Below are 19351 nucleotides of genomic sequence, written 5' to 3'. Positions count from 1 at the left end.
CCGATCCCCCGTTAATCCCCCCCCTGGAGAGTAGGGACCTCATGCGACCCTCCCCCGTTGTCTCCGCCATCGGAACGGGAGCCCTGGCCTTCGGCCTGGTGCTGTCCGCCACCCCGGGAGCCTTCGCGGCCACCGGACCGCTCCCCCAGTCACCCACCCCGGAGGCCGACGCCGTCTCCATGCAGGAGGCGCTCCAGCGCGACCTCGGCCTGACCCCGCTTGAGGCCGATGAACTGCTGGCCGCCCAGGACACCGCCTTCGAGGTCGACGAGGCCGCGGCCGCGGCCGCCGGGGACGCCTACGGCGGCTCCGTCTTCGACACCGAGACCCTGGAACTGACCGTCCTGGTCACCGACGCCGCCTCGGTCGAGGCTGTGGAGGCCACCGGCGCGGGTACCGAACTCGTCTCCTACGGCATCGAGGGCCTCGACGAGATCATCCAGGAGCTCAACGCCGCCGACGCCGTCCCCGGCGTGGTCGGCTGGTACCCGGACGTGGCGGGTGACACCGTCGTCCTGGAGGTCCTGGAGGGTTCCGGAGCCGACGTCAGCGGCCTGCTCGCCGACGCCGGCGTGGACGCCTCGGCCGTCGAGGTGACCAGCAGTGCGCAGCCCGAGCTCTACGCCGACATCATCGGCGGTCTGGCCTACACCATGGGCGGCCGCTGTTCGGTCGGATTCGCGGCCACCAACGCCGCCGGTCAGCCCGGATTCGTCACCGCCGGTCACTGTGGCCGCGTGGGCACCCAGGTGAGCATCGGCAACGGCCAGGGCGTCTTCGAGCAGTCCATCTTCCCGGGCAACGACGCCGCCTTCGTCCGCGGCACGTCCAACTTCACGCTGACCAACCTGGTCAGCCGCTACAACACCGGCGGTTACGCCACCGTCGCCGGCCACAACCAGGCGCCCATCGGCTCCTCCGTCTGCCGCTCCGGCTCCACCACCGGCTGGCACTGCGGCACCATCCAGGCCCGCGGCCAGTCGGTGAGCTACCCCGAGGGCACCGTCACCAACATGACCCGGACCACCGTGTGCGCCGAGCCCGGCGACTCCGGCGGCTCCTACATCTCCGGCAACCAGGCCCAGGGCGTCACCTCCGGCGGCTCCGGCAACTGCCGCACCGGCGGGACCACCTTCTACCAGGAGGTCACCCCCATGGTGAACTCCTGGGGCGTCCGTCTGCGGACCTGATCCCCGCGGTTCCCGGCGGACCACCGGTCCGCTGATCTGAGAAACCAGGCGTCCCCGCCCGCGTCCAGCGGGCGGGGACGCTCGCGTCCGCACCGGGGAACCGTTCACCGGCCACGGCCCCACCCGTGACCTGCCCCGATCCCCCTCCTCTGCTCAGCCCGCCTGGTGGACGACCTCGCCGTCCAGGACCGTCAGCCAGGCGTTCACCTCGCGCAGCCGGTCCTGCGGCAGGGACTCCACGTCCGCGTCGAGGACGACCAGGTCGGCGAGGTATCCCGGACGCAGAGCGCCCAGACGGTCCTCGACCCCCAGCGCGTGCGCGGCGTCCAGGGTGTGGGCGCGCAGCGCCTCATGCAGGGTGACGCCCTGCTCCCGACCGATGTCGGCCCCCTCCCGAGTGGTGCGGCACACCGCGTTGGCCACGGTGTCCATCGGGCGCAGGCTGGAGACGAAGGAGTCGCTGGACAGCACAGGGCGCAGTCCCAGGTCGATCTCCTCGCGCATGGGCTGGAGCCGGTGCGCGCGGTCCCCCAGTCGGCGCAGGAAGTCGCCGCCGCTGTCGTGCAGGAAGTTGGGCTGGTTGACCGGGATGACCCCGTGGTCGGTGAAGCGCTTGGCCTGCTCCACCGTCGGGTATCCGCAGTGCTCGATCCGGGGGCGCGGGTCCGGGCCCGACACCCGCGCGGCCGAGGCGATGGCGTCCAGGGTGTGCTCCATGGCGGCGTCGCCCTGGGTGTGGATCGCGACCTGCCACCCTTCCTTGGCGGCCCTGGTCACCAGGTCCACCAGCTGGTCGGGGTGGTGGTAGAGGCTCCCGGGGAACTGGCCGTGCTCACCGTAGGGAACGCTGAACTTCGCGGTCCCCCCCAGGAGGGTGCCGTCCGAGTAGAACTTCATCCCGGTCAGGCGGAGCCAGTCGTCACCGAACGGGCTCGCGAGGCCGGCGTGGGTGAGGGAGTCGAGCTGGTGCGAGAGCGGCATGCCGAAGGTGCGCAGCGGCAGCGTCCCGGCGGCGCGCGCCGCCCGGTACACCCGCAGTTCGCGTGCGGAGACCTGCGGGTCGCACACCGTGGTCACACCCGCCGACAGGTACGGCCCGGCCGCGTCGGACAGCCAGCCGAGCAGGTGCTCGGTGGGCAGCGCGGTGTGGAAGTTGGGTCCGTGGCAGCCGATGTCCACGGCCAGCGGCAGCAGGAGTTCCATGGCCGCGTCCGTGACCATCCCGGTCAGCCGCCCGCCCTCGTCGCGGACGAAGGAGCCGCCGGCCGGGTCGGGCACGTCCTCGCCGATCCCGCTCCAGGCCAGCGCGGCGGAGTTCACCACGGCCTGGTGGCCGGAGACGTGGTAGACGATGACCGGGTGCTCCGTGGTGGCCTCGTCCAGGTGGCGGCGGGTGGGACGGCCGCCCGGGTACTTGGCGTCGTCCATGGAGAAGGCGCGGATCCACTGGCCCGCAGGGGTGCGCTCGGCCTCGGCCGCGATCGCGGCGACCAGGTCGGCGGCGCTGCCCACCCGGGGGTAGCGCGCGTCCACCGCCGCCAGGGACTCGGCGGTGGAGAGCAGGTGGTTGTGCGGGTCGATGAAACCGGGCAGGACGGTCCGTCCGCCAGCGTCCACTTCCACGGCTCCGGGTCCGGCCGCGGCCCGGGCCGCCTCTACGCCGCCGACCAGACGGACCCGGCCCTCGCGTACGGCCACGGCGGGCGCGGTCGGGTTGGTGTCGTCCATCGTCAGGACGCGGGCGTTGTGGATGAGCAGACCGGTCACGGGAGGATCCTCCTCAGGAGTGGGTGGTACCGCCGTCCCGCGGGACGGCGGTACCGGGGCGGTTCGGGAGCGGGGGCCGGGTCAGGCCGAGGTGAGCAGTTCCGAGTCCTGGTAGCGGGGCGCACGGGCCAGGCAGACCACGCTCAGCACCACCATGCCGACCAGGAGCCCGACCACGGACAGGATGCTCCCGGTGGCGGCGAACAGGGCGGTGCAGGCCAGCGGGGCCAGACCGCCGAAGATCGCGCCCGCCGTCTGGTAGGCGATGGAGATGCTGGTGTAGCGGGCCTGGGGCGGGTACATCTGGGCGAGCACGCGGGCGATGGGACCGTAGACGGTGGCCATGGCGACGCGCATCACGCAGAGCATGAGGACGATGAGCAGCGTGCTGCCGGTCTCCAGGATCAGGAACTGCGGCAGGGCCAGTACGCCCACGCCCACCAGGCCGATGGTGACGACCCGGACGGTGCCGTAGCGGTCGCCCAGCCAGGACACCCCGAGGGTGACCACCAGCTCCACGAAGGCCGCGATGCTCAGACCCGTGAGGATGACCTGTTCGCTGATCCCGACCTCGGTGACCCCGTAGGCCTGGAGGAACGTGGTGACGATGTAGTAGCCGCCCACGGCCACCGGCAGCACGCCCACACCCAGCAGGAGGGTGCGCCAGGAGGTACGCAGGGCGTAGCCGAGCGGGAGGCCCCGGGGCTGGTCGTCCTGCACGGCGTCGAAGACCGGGGACTCCTCCACCTTGAAGCGGATGACCATGCCGACGACCACGAGCAGGACCGAGGCGAGGAAGGGCAGGCGCCATCCCCAGTCGTAGAGGATCTCGGTGTCCCAGGCCGCGATGAGGCCGAAGGAACCGGTCGCCAGCAGCGCTCCGGCGGGGTTGCCGAGCTGGGCGAAGGCACCGTAGAAGGTCTTGCGGTTCTCCGGGGCGTGCTCCACTGCCATGAGCACCGCGCCGCCCCACTCACCGCCCACGGCGATGCCCTGCACGAAGCGCAGGACCACCAGCAGCAGCGGGGCGAGGAACCCCACCTGTTCGTAGGTGGGCAGCAGGCCCACGCTGAACGTGGCCACGCCCATCATCAGCAGGGTGATGACCAGTGCCGACTTGCGGCCGAGCCGGTCACCGTAGTGGCCGAACAGCAGGCCGCCCAGCGGGCGGGCGAAGAAGCCCACCGAGAAAGTGGCGAAGGAGGCCATCAACCCGACCATGGGGTCGATGTCGGCCGGGAAGAACAGGGTCGCGAAGACCAGGCTCGCCGCGGTCGCGTAGATGTAGAAGTCGAACCACTCGATGGTGGTGCCGACGAAGGCCGCCACAGCCGCACGTGCGGGGTGCGGTGACGTGGGGGCGGTCCGCTCTGACATGGGAACTCCGATGGCGTGTGGCGTGGTCGTCGGCGACCACGACCGATGTGATCCGGTGTTGTTGTGACCGTAGACACCCCCCGGCCACCGGCGTCGGGTTCGTCCGCACAGGTTGTAACGTGACAAAAGTGCAGGTCGCACAGCAGGAGGGAAGGCGGGAGGTGCCCGTGGCCATCACCGTTCGCGACATCACCGCGTCACCGCACCTGGAGGTCAGCGCCTCGGCGGGGCTCGCCGGGCTGGACCGCGTGGTCCGGTGGGCGCACGTGACGGAGCTGCCCGACCCGGTGCGCTGGCTCCGCGGCGGTGAGCTCGTGCTGACGGCCGGGCTCGGTCTGGGCGGTGACGCCGCGGGGCACCGCGCCTACGTGCGGCGCCTCCACGGAGCGGGGTGCGCGGGCCTGGCGTTCGCCATCGACATCTGGCTGAGCGAGATCCCCTCCGAGGTCCTGGACGAGGGCGACCGGCTGGGCTTCCCGGTCCTGCGGGTCGAGGGCGAGACGTCGTTCGTCGCCGTGGTGGAGACCGTCGCCGACCACTACGCCGCCGAACGCACCCGTGAACAGGGCCGTGTCCTGGCGGCCCAGGACGCCATGGCGCGGGCGGCCCTGCGCTCGGGCCCGGCCGGGGTGATGCGCGAACTGGCGTCGGCCACCTCCGGCGAGTGCCTGCTGCTCGACCGCAACGCGATGACGAGTCGGGCGGTCCCCGAGCGCGAACCGGGCTGGCACTCGCTGGTGCGCTCCGAGGTGTTGGGGGCGGCGCCCACCCCGGGCATGCGGGTCCTGGCCGACGACGGGTCGGCGATCCTCCTCCAGACGCTCGGCACCAGCGGGCGCACCCTCGGCTGGGTGGCGCTGCGCTGCGACGATCCCTCGCCCAACGTCCGGGTGCTGGCCAACCACGCCGCGTCGCTGCTGGCCGTGGACCTGCTGCACTCACGCGACGCCCGGCGTGCGATGTTCGGCGAACGCGCTCCGCTGCTGCGCGCGGCAGCGCTGGGGCAGACGGTGGGGGTGCCGCTGACACTGCCCTCCCCGCCGTGGGAGGTGGTCTGCCTGCGTACCTCCGAGCCGCGTTCGCTGGACGACGCGGCCGACGCCCTGGTCGACGTGCTGGGTGACACGGAGGCGGCCAGGTCGAGCGGGCTGTGCCACCTCGGTGAGGTGCTGGTGGCGGTGCTTCCCGACACCGGCCGTCCGCACGCGGGCGAACGGTTGCTCGCCCTGGTCGAGGGCGTGTCCGCGGCGGGGGCGTGCCGTGCGCGGGGTCCGGGCGAACTCGCCTCGGCGGTGGACAGGGCGCGCGGGGCCGTCCCCGCCGAGGGGTACCGGCACATGGACGAGGCCGACGCCTGGGCGCTGCTGAGGTCGTCCGTTCCCGAGAGCGGGTCGAGGGCGTTCACCGAGGCGGTGCTGGGACCCGTCGTGGAGCACGACGCGCGCAACGGGACGGAACTCGCGCACACCCTGCGCCACTACCTGGACAGCAGTGCCCATGTGGAGGAGACGGCCCGGGAGCTGGGAGTGCACCGCAACACGCTGCGGGCCAGGCTGCGCACCGCCGAGCGGGTGCTCGGCCGCGACCTGCGCGACCCGCGTGCGCGGCTGGAACTGTGGACGGCGCTGAGCCTGCGACCGATGCGCTGCGCGGACGGTACCTGGCACGACTGACGGACCGGGCGCCCGCCCGACGGGGGCGGCGCCGACGACGCGGTCACGCCGGGGCGCGGTGCCCGGCGCCGGAGGGGCAGCCGGGGCACCGCGCCGCGATCACTTCCTGCGGTTGCCCGCGAGGACGGCCACCAGTTCGGCGGCGGTGGCGGAGGCGTCCAGGAGCCCGCCCACGTGCTCCTTGGTTCCCCGGCGCGGTTCGAGGGTGGGCACGCGTTGGAGGGAGTCGTAGCCCGGCAGGTCGAAGATGACCGAGTCCCAGGAGGCGGCGGCCACCTCGTCGGCGTACTTCGCCAGGCACCGGCCCCGGAAGTAGGCGCGGGTGTCCTCCGGCGGTTCGGTGACGGCCCGGGCCACCTCGGTCTCCTCCACGAGGCGCCGCATCCGCCCCCGCGCGGCCAGGCGGTTGTAGATGCCCTTGTCCCCGCGCACGTCGGAGTACTGGAGGTCGACGAGCTGAAGCCTGGGGTGGGACCACTCCAGGCCGTCACGGGACCGGTACCCCTCCAGCACCTTGAGCTTGGCGACCCAGTCCAGCTCGGTGGCCAGGTCCATCGGGTCGGAGGCCAACCGCGACAGGACCGACTCCCAGCGGTCGAGGACGTCGGCGGTGTCGGGGTCCACGTCGGTGCCGAAGCGGTCCTCGACGTACTTGCGCGCCTGGTCCAGGTACTCGCCCTGGAGCTCCAGCGCGGTCATCCGGCGCCCGTCCCGCAGCCGGACCCGGTGGGTCAGCCCCGGGTCGTGGGAGACCTCCCGCAGGTCCGCCACCGGGGTCTCCAGGGACAGGTCCGCGCTGAGGAAGCCGTCCTCGATCATCGACAGCACGAGCGCGGTGGTCCCCAGCTTGAGGTAGGTGGAGATCTCGCTCATGTTGGCGTCGCCGATGATGACGTGCAGGCGCCGGTACTGGTCCGGGTCGGCGTGCGGTTCGTCCCGCGTGTTGATGATGGGACGCTTCAGGGTGGTCTCCAGACCCACCTCGACCTCGAAGAAGTCCGCCCGCTGGGAGATCTGGAATCCGCTGCCCTGGCCGTCCGAGCCGATCCCGACCTTGCCCGCGCCGCAGATGACCTGCCGTGAGACGAAGAAGGGGATCAGGTGCCGGACGATGTCGCCGAAGGGCGTCGACCGGTTCATCAGGTAGTTCTCGTGGCACCCGTACGAGGCGCCCTTGTTGTCGGTGTTGTTCTTGTACAGCTGGATCGGTTCGATCCCCGGGGTGGCCCCGGCGCGGGCGGCCGCGTCAGCCATCACCCGCTCCCCCGCCTTGTCCCACAGCACCGCGTCAAGGGGGTTGGTGACCTCCGGCGCCGAGTACTCGGGGTGCGCGTGGTCCACGTACAGCCGCGCGCCGTTGGTGAGGATGACGTTGGCCAGCCCCAGGTCCTCGTCGGTCAACTGGGTGGGGTCGGCGACTTCGCGCGCCAGGTCGAACCCACGGGCGTCGCGCAGCGGGTTCTCCTCCTCGAAGTCCCAGCGTGCCCTCCTGGCCCGTGCCGCCGAGGCGGCCAGGTAGGCGTTGACCACCTGTGTGGAGGTGACCATCGCGTTGGCTCCGGGGTTTCCCGGCACGGAGATCCCGTATTCGGTCTCGATACCCATAATCCGCCGCACACTCATGATGAGAGGTTATCCGCCACGGACCTGTCTTGAACGCTTCCGCGCCAATTGTGGCCTAAGCGCCGTCTTCCCGGGCGTTTCGACTGGGCTTCGATGGGCGTGTCGTCGCAGTTCAGAACGGTTTCTTCCGGGTTCTCGGAAAATCAAACCGGATCCGGATCCGAGGTTCCCGGACCGCTCCCCCATTGTGTCCGGCAATCCCCACCAACGGCGGAGCGGGACCCGCCGAAACGCACGCGGGCCCCGCTCCGAACGATTTGCTACAGGTACTGGCCGGTGTTGGCGACGGTGTCGATGGACCGACCGGAGTCAGCCCCCTTCTTCCCGGTCACGAGAGTCCGGATGTAGACGATCCTCTCGCCCTTCTTGCCCGAGATCCGCGCCCAGTCGTCCGGGTTGGTGGTGTTGGGCAGGTCCTCGTTCTCGCTGAACTCGTCGACGCAGGCCTGGAGCAGGTGGGAGACGCGCAGCCCCTTGGACTGCTGGTCGATGTAGTCCTTGATGGCCATCTTCTTGGCGCGCGAGACGATGTTCTCGATCATCGCGCCGGAGTTGAAGTCCTTGAAGTACAGGACCTCCTTGTCACCGTTGGCGTAGGTGACCTCGAGGAAGCGGTTCTCCTCGCCCTCGGTGTACATCCGCTCCACGACCCGCTGGATCATGGCGTCCACCGTGGCCCGGGCCGAACCACCGTGTTCGACCAGGTCGTCCTCGTGCAGCGGGAGGTCCTCGGTGACGTACTTGCCGAAGATGTCCCGGGCGCCCTCGGCGTCGGGCCGCTCGACCTTGATCTTGACGTCCAGGCGGCCGGGCCGCAGGATCGCCGGGTCGATCATGTCCTCCCGGTTGGAGGCGCCGATGACGATGACGTTCTCCAGCCCCTCCACGCCGTCGATCTCGCTGAGCATCTGCGGGACGATGGTGTTCTCCACGTCGGAGGACACACCCGAGCCGCGGACGCGGAAGATCGAGTCCATCTCGTCGAAGAAGACGATGACGGGGGTGCCCTCGGAGGCCTTCTCCCGGGCGCGCTGGAAGACCAGGCGGATGTGCCGCTCGGTCTCACCCACGTACTTGTTGAGCAGCTCCGGGCCCTTGATGTTCAGGAAGAAGCTCTTGCCGACGTCCTTGCCGGTGCGCTCGGCGACCCGCTTGGCCAGCGAGTTGGCGACCGCCTTGGCGATGAGCGTCTTGCCGCACCCGGGCGGGCCGTAGAGCAGCACGCCCTTGGGCGGGGTGAGCTGGTGTTCGCGGAAGAGGTCCTTGTGGAGGAAGGGCAGCTCGACCGCGTCGCGGATCATCTCGATCTGACCGGTGAGGCCGCCGATGTCGGTGTAGGAGATGTCGGGGACCTCCTCGAGGATGAGCTCCTCGACCTCCGACTTGGGAATGCGCTCGTACACGTAGCCGGAACGGGGCTCCAGCAGCAGGGAGTCGCCCGGCCGGATCGGCTCGTCGCGCAGCGGCTCCGCCAGGCGGACGATCTTCTCGTCGTCGTGGTGCGAGATGACCAGCGCGCGCTCGCCGTCCTCAAGGAGCTCCTTGAGCATGACGACCTCGCCGACCGTCTCGAACGACTCCACCTCGACGACGTTGAACGCCTCGTTGAGCATGACCTCCTGGCCGGGACGCAGGTGGTCAAGGTCCACGGAGGGACTGACGTTCACCCGCATCTTGCGGCCGTTGGTGAAGATCTCGACGGTGTCGTCCTCGCGCGAGCCGAGGTAGATACCGAAGCCCGACGGCGGCTGAGAGAGCCGGTCGACCTCCTCCTTGAGCGCGACGATCTGTTCGCGCGCCTCCTTCAACGTGGAGACGAGCCGTTCGTTCTGCCCGTTGGCGCCCGCGAGACTGGCCTGGGCCTCCCGCAGCCGCTCCTCCAGCAGACGTACATGTCGGGGTGAGTCGGCGAGCTTGCGCCGGACCACGCTGAGTTCCTTCTCCATGTAGGCCACCTGGGCCGTGAGCTCAGCGACTTCACGGTCCCGATCGCCCTGACGCTCGTCCTCACGTTCGGCCACGTCCGCCACCTCCCTGTAGGAACTACTCGGGAACCTACCTACCCATGCCCGTTTCCTAACCTGTAACCCCGCACGAGTGTCGTGGACCTCGTTTCGGGATCTTGCGTCCGGCCAGGTCACAGTGGTAGCGAAGGGCCCGACGTAATGAGAAAGTAACCTCTGAGGCGGGGTCGGGGCAAGCACCTCCCAGGGGTCGCGACTCCCCTGGGCCACCGCGCGCCGCCCTTTCCGGACGCGCTCGAACACGCGGAAGGGGCCCGCCCGGATCGTCTCCGGACGGGCCCCTCCACAGTCGGGTGCGGCGCGGTCCCTACTCGCCGCCCTCGGTCACCCTGCCGGACTCGGCGTCCGCCGTGGCGCTCTCGGGCGCGGCCGCCTTCGCACCGGCGTCGGCGGCCGCCTTGGCGGCCTCGTAGTCCTTGCCGTAGGCGCCCTTGGCCGGACGGCGACGGCGCTCGGGGGCCTCCACGCCGTCGGCCAGACGGCGCGCGACCACGAGGAAGCCGGTGTGCCCGATCATCCGGTGGTCCGGGCGCACGGCCAGACCCTCCACGTGCCAGGTGCGCAGCATGGTCTCCCAGGAGCGCGGCTCGTAGAAGCGGTCGTCCGCGCGCAGCTCCTCCACCACACGGGACAGCTGGGTGGTCGTGGCCACGTAGCAGCACACCAGCCCGCCGGGGATCAGCGCCCCGGCGACCGCGTCCAGGCACTCCCAGGGCGCGAGCATGTCCAGGAAGACCCGGTCCACGTCGGTCTCGTCGAGCTCCTCGACCAGGTCGCCCACGGTGAGCTTCCACGCCGGGTGCGGACCCCCGTAGAAGTTCTCGACGTTCTTGCGAGCGATCTTCGCGAAGTCCTCGCGGCGCTCGTAGGAGTGGACCACGCCCTGTTCCCCGACCGCGCGCAGCAGCCAGTTGGACATGGCGCCGGAACCGGCGCCGGCCTCCACCACCCGGGCACCCGGGAAGATGTCGGCCTCGACCATGACCTGGGCGGCGTCCTTGGGGTAGACGATGGTCGCGCCGCGCTTCATGGAGAGCGTGTAGTCGATGAGCAGGGGGCGCAGCGCCACGTAGGCCGTGCCGGTGTTGGAACGCACCACGCTGCCGTCGGGCTCACCGATGAGGTCGTCGTGCTCGACCTTGCCCTTGTGCGAGTGGAAGGTCCCACCCTCGCGCAGTGTGATGGTGTGCATGCGACCCTTCGGGTCGGTCAACTGCACGGTGTCGCCGTCGGTGAAGGGGCCGCGGCGGCCATGGATACCGGTCAACGTCGCTCTCGTCTTCCCACGTCGCGTTTGGTCTGGGCAGTCGCCCAGCGTATCGGCCCCCGAGCACCGCGACGAACGGTCGGTGCCCACGGACCGGGTCGAGCGGGCGTGCGAAAACCCCGCCCGTTGGGCAGTATCAGGCGTGTGGTCATCCACCACGCCCATCCGGAACACGAGGACCTCGGGAGACACGACCCATGTCACAGCAGACCACGGGCCTGGGAATCGACATCGGTGGCAGCGGGATCAAGGGCGCTCCGGTCGACCTGGTCTCCGGAGAGTTCCTGAGGGACCGCCTGAAGATCCTCACCCCCGACCGCTCGGACCCCGCCACGGTGGCCGGGATCGTCGGTGAGATCGCCGCGCACTTCCCCGAGACCGAAGGAGCTCCCCTGGGCGTCACCTTTCCGGGGGTGGTCCAGGGTGGGGTGGTACGTACCTCCGCGAACCTGGACAAGGGCTGGGTCGACACCGACGCCGGCGCCCTGTTCGCCGAGGCCGTGGGCCGCCCCGTGCGGGTGCTCAACGACGCCGACGCCGCCGCCCTGGCGGAGAACCGCTACGGCGCCGCCCGGGACGTGAGCGGTACGGTCCTGCTCACCACCCTGGGCACGGGGATCGGCACGGCGCTGGTCGTCGACGGCCGATTGGTCCCCAACACTGAGTTCGGCCATTTGGAGATCGACGGCCACGACGCGGAGTCGCGCGCCTCCTCCGGCGCCAAGGAGCGGGAGGGGCTGTCGTACCGCGACTGGGCCGAACACCGGCTCCAGCGCTACTACCGGACCATCGAGGACCTGCTGTGGCCGGACCTGATCGTCGTCGGCGGCGGAGTGAGCCGCAAGGCCGACAAGTTCCTCCACCACCTGCACATCCGCACCCCGATCGTGCCCGCGGAGCTGCGCAACACGGCGGGGATCGTCGGGGCGGCCCTGTCCGCCGCGGAGGTCTAGGGGTCCTCCGCGGCGGACCGTCAGGGGGTGAGGGGCCCCGCCCCGGGGCAGAGGCCGGGCCCCTCAGGGGTGGACACCGCCGCCCCCGCCAGGAGCACCGGCCAGGAGCCGTGACCGGCGGGGGCGTCCCGCTTCGGGTGCCGAACGGGTCCGGGACCCGCGCAGAGGGAGACTGGGGCACGAGCGCACCCAGGACACCGTTCCGACACCCGGGACCGTGCGCGCGCACAGCCCGCTCTGGGTCCGGATGCGGCGGCCGTGTGCCGCGTGCATCCGGACATGTCTGTCAGCCCTCCGCCGTGGTGGTGAGGGCACCGACGATCCTTCGGGCCGCGTCGGAGGTGCGGGTCACCGGAGTGAGCGGGACCCCACGCAGCGCCGAGGGGAGGCCCTCCTGGCAGGGCCAGCGCATCCACCACCAGAGGTCACCCCGGTGGGGGCGCAGGAGGGCGCGCTGCGGCCGGGCGGCCGGCCCGGCGTCGACCACGCCGAACACCCCGTCCTCACGGGCCTCGACACCGCGTGCCCGCAGTTCGGCGGCCAGGCCCCGCAAGGCGAGGGTGGCCAGGTCCACCCGGCACACGGCCTCGGCGGGGGTGTGCGCGCCGGACACGCCCATGGGCGGGGCACCACGATGCTCCCGTCCACTCCCGGCCAGGCTCGGACTCCCCGCCGGTGGTGTCTCAACGGTCACGTGCGCTTCCCTGCCTTCCTCCTGGGCCCGGCGCGACACGTCGTACGCCGAACCAACGACCACACCAACTTTGCCGCACTCTGAGCCGGGACTGGCACCCGTATGCGGATCACGCATCACACTTTCTTTTTCACACATAGCCACCAAGCGCTGGCGGAATCCCTAATCTAAGCTGCATGCCCCAACGAGACGGTGAACTGCCCCAGGACCTGTGGACCCGCCCGCGGATGGCCGCCGCCCTGGCCACCTGTGACATGCCGGCGGTCATCGAGGGCGTGCGCTCGGCGCGGGGGTGGTCCCAGGGCGAGCTGGCCCAGGCCCTGACGTACTCGCAGAGCTGGGTCTCCCGTGTCGTCAACGGCCAGCAATCCCTCACCGTGAGTCAGGTCCATGACCTCGCCCGGCGCTTGGAGATCCCCCTCGACCTGCTGCGATTCGGCGGGGCAGGGAGCCCTGAGGCCTCGGGCGCCATGCGCGGAGCAGGAGCGCTGGACGGCGCGAGGGAACCGGACGACGTGGGGACACGGGGGTTCGGCCTGGGAGCGCGGGAGGAGCCACCGGGTACGGGGCGCAACCCCTCCAGACGCCGGGATCCGGCACGGAGCGTCACCATGGCCCCCTCCGGTATCACCGGCGGGCGGCCCCCGGTCGGGTACGAGGGGCACCACGGCATCAACGAGACCACCGCCCCCGCACTGCGTTCCATCACCGGCGGCCAGCGCCGTATGGACGCCACCTCCCCGGCGCGGCACCTGCTGCCCGGCGCCGTGGCGCACGTGCACCTGGCCGAACAGATGCTCGGCAACGCGCGTGGGACCGCCTTCCACACCGAGCTCAGCGCGGCCGCCAGCGAGGCCTCCGGATTCGCCGCCTGGCTCAGCGCCGACCTGGGCGACATGGGTTCGGCGCGCATGCACTACCGGACCGCCGTGGTCCGCGCCCGCCAGGCCGGGATGCGCCTGCTGGACGTCTACATGCTCGGTTCCCTGGCCGCCTTCGAGATCGACGTCGCGGAGGACCCCGAGCTCGGCCTCGGCCTGGTCAGGGAGGCCGAACACGTACTGGGCCCCACCGCCCACCCCACCGCACGGGCCTGGCTCGCCTGTGTCGGGGCCCTCGCCCACGCGGGATTGGGCGACCACGTCTCCGCCGCACGGTCCATCCGACGCGCCGAACGCGAGGTGGACAGCCCGGACAACGCCCAGCCGCCCTGGCCGTGGGTGTTCGCCTTCGACCAGGCCAAGGTCGCCGGCTACCGCGCACTGGTGGGGGTCCGGCTGCGCAGCCCGCACGACGCCCGCGCCGCCTTCGCCGAGGCGGTGGCCCCGGCGCCGCGCAACGTCAAGCAGTCGGCGCTGCTCAAGGTGGAGCTGGCCTCGGCCCACGCCGAGGCCGGTGACGTGGACGAGGCCTTCCGGCTCGCCCAGGAGGCGCTGACCACCGGGGTGCGCTTCGACTCCGAACGCGTGGTGGGACGGGTCCGCTCCTTCCGCAGACGCTATCGGGGGCCCCGCGCGCACTGCGTCGAGGACCTCGACGACAGGCTTTCCTCTCTGGTTACCGGTATCCCCATCAGTGGGTAGAAAGTCGGCGAAGCGAGCAGCAGGGAGGGCATGTGATTCGTATCGGGATCACCGGACACCGCAACCTGACCCCTGACGTGAGCGGCGCCGTCGCCGATCTGGTCAAGGCTCACCTGGAACCGTACGGATGCGAGATGGTGGGCCTGTCCTGCCTCGCGGACGGCGCCGACGTCGTCTTCGCCGAGGCGGTGGTGGCCACGGGCGCCCCCCTGGAGGCGATCGTCCCCGCGACCGGCTACCGGGAGGCGCTCCCGGACGAGCATCACCCCGTGTACGACCGCCTCCTGGGGCAGGCCGTGCAGGTCCACGCGTTACCCCATGACGAGTCCGACCCCCGTGCCCACATGGCGGCGGGCCGCCTCCTGGTCGAGCGGTGCGACCAGTTGGTCGCGGTCTGGGACGGGGAGCCCGCCCGCGGCCCCGGAGGCACCGCCGACGTGGTGGCCTACGCGCACCGGATCGACCGCCCCGTCACGGTCCTGTGGCCCGAGGGGGCCCGCCGCTGATCCCGTTCCCGGTCCGCGCCAGCGGCGCCCGGGCCCGGCAGACTCCGCGCCCCCGCTATCGGCCCCCCGCGGCCCGTCCGGTCATCACCGCGTTGACGTCGGAGGCCCGCAGCACGCCCAGCACCGCACCGTCGACCTCCCGCACCAGGTACTCGGGCAACGGGTACCGGGTGAGCTCCGTCAGCAGCTCCTCGCCCTCCAGGTCCGCGGAGACCGTCGAGTGTTCCGTCAGCGCCCTGGCCACGTCCGACACCGGCACCCAGGCCCGACGCGCGTCGGTGATCGCCTCGGCCGCCGCGGGGTGCACCACGGAGACGGGCGTACCGGCGCTGTCGGTGACCACGACCGTCTCCGCCCCCGCCTCCTCGGCGCGCAGGTCGGCCTGGGCCAGCGGGGTGTCGGCCGGAACGGTCACCGCGCGGCGGGTCAGCGAGCGCGCCCTCAGCCCGGGCACCCGGGCACGGACGCGCGCGTTGTTGAGGGCCTCGGAGGCTCCCATCCACATGAACCCGGCCAGGACCAGTCCCCACACGATCGCCCACGGGCCCGGGGTGCTGCCCGCGCTCCAGGCGAACAGGAACGGCAGCGCCGCCACACCGAGGGCGAGCACGCGGCCGCCCCAGGCCGCGACCACGCTGCCGGTGTGCGGGCGCCCGGTCACCTTCCACACCCCGGCCCGCAGCAGGCGGCCGCCGTCCAGAGGCAGCCCCGGGAGCAGGTTGAACACGCCGACGAGGAGGTTGGCGATCCACAGCTGGAAGAGCAGCTCGCCGGGAACGCTGAACGGGTCGGTGAAGTGCGCGAGCACGAACGCCACCGCCGCCAGGACCAGCGAGAGCAGCGGGCCGGAGAAGGCGATCCAGAACTCCCGGCCCGGGGTGGGTGCCTCCCGGTCGATCTCCGAGACCCCGCCCAGCACGTACAGGACGATGCGGCGCACCGGCAGCCCGTACCAGCGGGCCACCAGCGAGTGCGCCAGCTCGTGCACGAGCACGGAGGCGTAGAGCAGGACCGCGAAGACGAAGGCCAGCAGGTAGGCCGAGGGCCCCAGGGCCAGGCGCGCCTCGACGATCCCGCCGTAGACGAGGGTGATCAGGATGGCGACGATCCACCACGACGCGGTGACGTAGACCGGGACGCCGAAGGGGCGGCCCAACAGTAACCCGGGGCTCTTCCGTTCACGGTCGTCGGGACGGGGTCGGGACTGGTCACTGCCTCTGCTCACGGCTCCACACTAGGCCCTGTCCCACCGGGGTCCCCGGCAGGTGGGGGCTGAGCCGCACCGCTCCGTACCCGTCGTCTCGGACCGCTCCGGGCGGGTGCGCTCCTCTCGTAGGCTCGGTACATGACCACCGCGCACCTTCCGACCGCCCTCTCGCCCTCCCGGGCCTCGGACTTCCTCCAGTGCCCGTTGCTGTTCCGGTTCCGCACCATCGACCGCCTCCCCGAGGCGCCCAGCGCCGCGGCCCTGCGGGGCACCCTGGTGCACGCGTGTCTGGAGCGCCTGTACGAGCTGCCCGCAGACACCCGGACCCCGCGCACCGCGCTGAGCCTGGTGGAACCCCAGTGGGCCCGGATCCGGGACGGCAAGCCGGAGGTCGCCGAACACCTCTTCCCCGGAGAGAAGGGGCTGGCGGAGTGGTTGGAGTCGGCCCGGGCCCTGGTCCGTCGCTACTTCGACCTGGAGGACCCCGAGCGCCTGGAGCCCCGCGAGCGCGAGATGCGGTTGGAGGTCTCCCTGCCCACCGGTCTGCGCCTGCGCGGCTACGTCGACAGGCTGGACGTGGCGCCCGACGGGCAGATGCGCGTGGTGGACTACAAGACCGGCAAGTCGCCGCACCCGCGCTTCGAGGACAAGGCCAAGTTCCAGATCTTCTTCTACGCGGTGATGATCTGGCGCGACCTGGGTGTGGTGCCCGCCCGTCTCCAACTCGTCTACCTGGGCGACGGCTCGGTGCGCTGGTACGACCCCACCGAGGAGGAGCTCGCCGCCGCCGAGGCGGAGATCGGGGACATCTGGGCACGGATCGAGGCGGCCGGTCGGGCGGGGACCTGGGAGCCCAGGCGCAGCAAGCTGTGCGGGTGGTGCGAGCACCAGGCCCTGTGCCCGGAGTTCGGCGGCACCCCGCCGCCGCTGCCGATCCCCTCGGTTGCCGGGGCCGGTCACCCCGAACACGGGTAGATCCGTGGAGTAGGACCTCCGATCGCGGGTAACGGGATGGGACCCCGACCCAGATCACGGGTGAGTCACAGCGTTTACGGCCCCGAGGACCGTCGACTTGGGGGAGAATCGGGCCGTGTCCGACTCCGTATCCGTCTCCGTCCTGCTCGCCGACGACCAACCACTCGTCCGCACCGGCTTCCGCATGATCCTGGAGTCGTCCCCCCACCTGTCCGTGGTCGGCGAGGCCTCCGACGGCCGCGAGGCCGTCCGCTCGGCCCGCAGCCTGCTCCCCGACGTCGTCCTCATGGACGTCCGCATGCCCGGCATGGACGGCATCGAGGCCACCCGCCAGATCGTCGAGTGGGCCCGCCCCCTCGGCCACCACGTGCACGTCCTCGCCCTGACCACCTTCGACCTGGACGAGTACGTCGTCGGTGTGCTCCGCGCGGGTGCCTCGGGGTTCCTCCTCAAGGACGCGCCCCCGACCGAACTCGTCTCGGCCGTCGAGGTGGTCGCCCGGGGTGCCTCCGTGGTCTCCCCCACCGTCCTGCACCGCCTGCTCGACCGCTTCGCCCCCCTCCTGCCCGCCCCCGTGGCCGACCCCGAACCCGACGAGGACCCCCTCACCGTCCGCGAACGCCAGGTACTCCGGCTCATCGCCCGCGGCTGGTCCAACGGCGAGATCGCCGGACACCTGGTGGTCGGCGAGACCACCGTCAAGTCCCATGTGGGAAGCATCCTCACCAAGCTCGGCCTGCGCGACCGCGTGCAGGCCGTCGTGCACGCGTACGAGAGCGGCCTGGTCCGCCCCGGACAGCACACGGAACAGGACGGGGCGCGCGACTCGCGGGCCCCGGGTCCTCCGTCCTGAACACCGTCACCGAACCCCGCGAGCGCCCGAGACCCGGCGCGTCGCCCACCATGTCGAAGCACGCCGATTGACAGGATGATCCGGTGACCGAACTCACCGCCGCCACCGCGGCCGGAGGGCGAACCGCGCGCACGGGCGCGGCGTCCCCCTTGGGGTTGCCGAGGCAGTACGCCGATCATCAGGGGTGCGGGCGACGGGGAGGAAACGGAGTACAGACATGCCAAGCAAGCGGGATCGCTCGGGACCGCCGAGCGAGGAGTTCATGCTCAGTCGGATGCGCGACTGGCGCGCGGAGCACGAACGCGAGCTGACCCCGGACAACCTGGAGGACGACGAGGACGTCAACTTCCCGGACGCCCGGGTGATCAACCTCGTCCTGCGTGTGGGCGAGTTGATGCTGGCCAGCGGTGAGGGCACCGAGGCCGTCAGCGAGGCCATGCTGAGCCTGTCGGTCGCCTTCGACCTGCCCCGCTCGGAGGTGTCGGTCACCTTCACCACCATCTCCCTGTCCACCCACCCCGGCGGGGACAGCCCTCCGGTCACCGGGGAGCGGGTGGTGCGCCGCCGTACCCTCGACTACTTCCGCGTCAACGAGCTGCACACCCTGGTGCAGCAGGCGGCACTGGGACTCCTGGAACTGGAGGACGCCAACGCGCGCCTGGAGCAGATCCGCCGGGCCCGCATGCCCTACCCCAACTGGCTGATCGCTGTGGGCTTCGGCCTGATCGCCTCCAGCGCCAGCCTCATGGTCGGCGGTGGCCTGATCGTGGCCACCGTCGCCTTCCTCGCCACGGTGCTGGGCGACCGCACCGCGGTGTTCCTCGCCAACCGGGGGGTCGCCGAGTTCTACCAGATGACGGCGGCGGCCGTGGTGGCCTCCTCCATCGGTGTCGGACTGCTGTGGGCCAGCACCGAGCTGGACCTGGGCCTCCAAGCGGGCGCGATCATCACCGGCAACATCATGGCGCTGCTGCCCGGGCGTCCGCTCGTCTCGAGCCTCCAGGACGGGATCAGCGGCAGTTACGTGTCGGCGGCCGCGCGGCTGCTGGAGACCTTCTTCACCCTGGGCGCGATCGTGGCCGGTGTGGTCTCCGTGGCCTACACCGCCACCCGTCTGGGCATCGACCTGGACCTGGAGAACCTGCCCTCGGCCGGGACCGCCATGCACATCCCGGTCCTGATCGGCGCGGCCGGGATCGCCATGGCCTTCGCGATCTCCCTCGCGGTGCCCCCGCGCATGCTGCCCACCATCGGTGCCCTGGGCGTGATGATCTGGCTGATCTACGCGGGGCTGCGCCTCTGGCTGGAGGTGCCCGCGGTGGTGGGCACGATCGTGGGGGCGATGGCGGTAGGCGTGGTCGGGCACTGGCTGGCCCGGCGCACCCAGAGGCCGGTGCTGCCCTACCTGATCCCGTCGATCGCGCCGCTGCTGCCCGGCAGCATCCTGTACCGGGGTCTGATAGAGATCACGCAGGGCACGGCGGTCTCGGGCCTGCTCAGTATCGCTGAGGCGGTCATGGTGGGTCTGGCGCTGGGTGCCGGGGTCAACCTCGGCGGGGAGCTGGTGCGCGCCTTCCAGCGCGGCGGTCTGGCGGGGGCCGGGATGCGCGGACGTCCCGCGGCGCGCCGCACCAGAGGCGGCTACTGACGGGGCGCCCC

15 protein-coding genes are annotated in these 19351 nt (G+C 71.5%); 8 read left to right on the top strand and 7 right to left on the bottom strand.

Annotation, left to right across the window (positions count from 1 at the left end):
- Positions 1-41 precede the first annotated feature (41 nt).
- Positions 42-1190, top strand: coding sequence for a S1 family peptidase (locus BDW27_RS09615; RefSeq protein WP_110049043.1), 1149 nt, complete (start codon positions 42-44; stop codon positions 1188-1190).
- 153 nt (positions 1191-1343) lie between these two features.
- Here BDW27_RS09615 and BDW27_RS09610 read toward each other — a convergent pair whose 3' ends face one another.
- A complete protein-coding gene (locus BDW27_RS09610) occupies positions 1344-2957 on the bottom strand; it encodes an amidohydrolase (protein WP_110049042.1) in 1614 nt (537 codons plus the stop codon).
- Positions 2958-3038: 81 nt separating this feature from the next.
- Complete coding sequence (locus tag BDW27_RS09605; RefSeq protein WP_026129305.1) at positions 3039-4334, bottom strand: MFS transporter; 1296 nt, start codon at positions 4332-4334, stop codon at positions 3039-3041.
- A 167-nt stretch (positions 4335-4501) separates the two neighbouring features.
- On the opposite strand from BDW27_RS09605, the gene BDW27_RS09600 reads away from it, so the two are divergent.
- The gene (locus BDW27_RS09600) at positions 4502-6007 is read left to right on the top strand and encodes a PucR family transcriptional regulator (RefSeq protein WP_110049100.1); all 1506 of its coding nucleotides are present in this window, start codon (positions 4502-4504) and stop codon (positions 6005-6007) included.
- A 99-nt stretch (positions 6008-6106) separates the two neighbouring features.
- On the opposite strand, the gene dop is transcribed toward BDW27_RS09600, so the two are convergent.
- The 3 genes from dop to BDW27_RS09585 form a co-directional block, all read right to left on the bottom strand.
- Positions 6107-7630, bottom strand: a complete 1524-nt coding sequence (gene dop, locus BDW27_RS09595; protein WP_110049041.1) for a depupylase/deamidase Dop — start codon at positions 7628-7630, stop codon at positions 6107-6109.
- 260 nt (positions 7631-7890) lie between these two features.
- Positions 7891-9660 carry a proteasome ATPase gene (gene arc / locus BDW27_RS09590; protein WP_017544810.1) on the bottom strand — a complete coding sequence of 590 codons (1770 nt, stop codon included), beginning with the start codon at positions 9658-9660 and terminating at the stop codon, positions 7891-7893.
- Between the two features lie 301 nt (positions 9661-9961).
- On the bottom strand, positions 9962-10921 hold the full coding sequence (locus BDW27_RS09585; protein WP_110049040.1) for a tRNA (adenine-N1)-methyltransferase: 960 nt from the start codon (positions 10919-10921) through the stop codon (positions 9962-9964).
- Between the two features lie 197 nt (positions 10922-11118).
- Between BDW27_RS09585 and ppgK the strand changes: the two genes are divergently transcribed.
- Positions 11119-11874 carry a polyphosphate--glucose phosphotransferase gene (ppgK, locus tag BDW27_RS09580; RefSeq protein ID WP_017544808.1) on the top strand — a complete coding sequence of 252 codons (756 nt, stop codon included), beginning with the start codon at positions 11119-11121 and terminating at the stop codon, positions 11872-11874.
- A gap of 286 nt (positions 11875-12160) precedes the next feature.
- Here ppgK and BDW27_RS09575 read toward each other — a convergent pair whose 3' ends face one another.
- Positions 12161-12493, bottom strand: coding sequence for a hypothetical protein (locus tag BDW27_RS09575; protein ID WP_017544807.1), 333 nt, complete (start codon positions 12491-12493; stop codon positions 12161-12163).
- A gap of 302 nt (positions 12494-12795) precedes the next feature.
- On the opposite strand from BDW27_RS09575, the gene BDW27_RS09570 reads away from it, so the two are divergent.
- Both BDW27_RS09570 and BDW27_RS09565 read left to right on the top strand, forming a co-directional pair.
- On the top strand, positions 12796-14151 hold the full coding sequence (locus BDW27_RS09570) for a helix-turn-helix transcriptional regulator (protein ID WP_199560600.1): 1356 nt from the start codon (positions 12796-12798) through the stop codon (positions 14149-14151).
- Positions 14152-14183: 32 nt separating this feature from the next.
- Entirely contained in the window at positions 14184-14657 is a 474-nt protein-coding gene (locus BDW27_RS09565) for a hypothetical protein (protein WP_017544805.1), read from the top strand.
- A gap of 55 nt (positions 14658-14712) precedes the next feature.
- Here the strand turns inward: BDW27_RS09565 and BDW27_RS09560 are convergent, their stop codons facing one another.
- Positions 14713-15882 (bottom strand): site-2 protease family protein, encoded by a 1170-nt coding sequence (locus BDW27_RS09560; RefSeq protein ID WP_026129300.1) that lies wholly within the window; start codon positions 15880-15882, stop codon positions 14713-14715.
- 120 nt (positions 15883-16002) lie between these two features.
- Between BDW27_RS09560 and BDW27_RS09555 the strand changes: the two genes are divergently transcribed.
- From BDW27_RS09555 to BDW27_RS09545, 3 genes are all read left to right on the top strand, one after another.
- Positions 16003-16839, top strand: a complete 837-nt coding sequence (locus BDW27_RS09555; protein ID WP_017544803.1) for a RecB family exonuclease — start codon at positions 16003-16005, stop codon at positions 16837-16839.
- Between the two features lie 115 nt (positions 16840-16954).
- Complete coding sequence (locus tag BDW27_RS09550) at positions 16955-17692, top strand: response regulator transcription factor (protein ID WP_017544802.1); 738 nt, start codon at positions 16955-16957, stop codon at positions 17690-17692.
- 217 nt (positions 17693-17909) lie between these two features.
- Positions 17910-19340: a threonine/serine exporter ThrE family protein gene (locus BDW27_RS09545; RefSeq protein ID WP_233515702.1), complete on the top strand. Its 1431-nt coding sequence runs from the start codon at positions 17910-17912 to the stop codon at positions 19338-19340.
- The last annotated feature ends 11 nt before the right edge of the window (positions 19341-19351 follow it).

Origin of the sequence: Nocardiopsis sp. L17-MgMaSL7 (genome assembly GCF_003182025.1) — a bacterium.
GTDB classification, from domain to species: Bacteria; Actinomycetota; Actinomycetes; order Streptosporangiales; family Streptosporangiaceae; genus Nocardiopsis; species Nocardiopsis prasina.
This window is presented reverse-complemented; position numbering and strand designations above follow the sequence as displayed.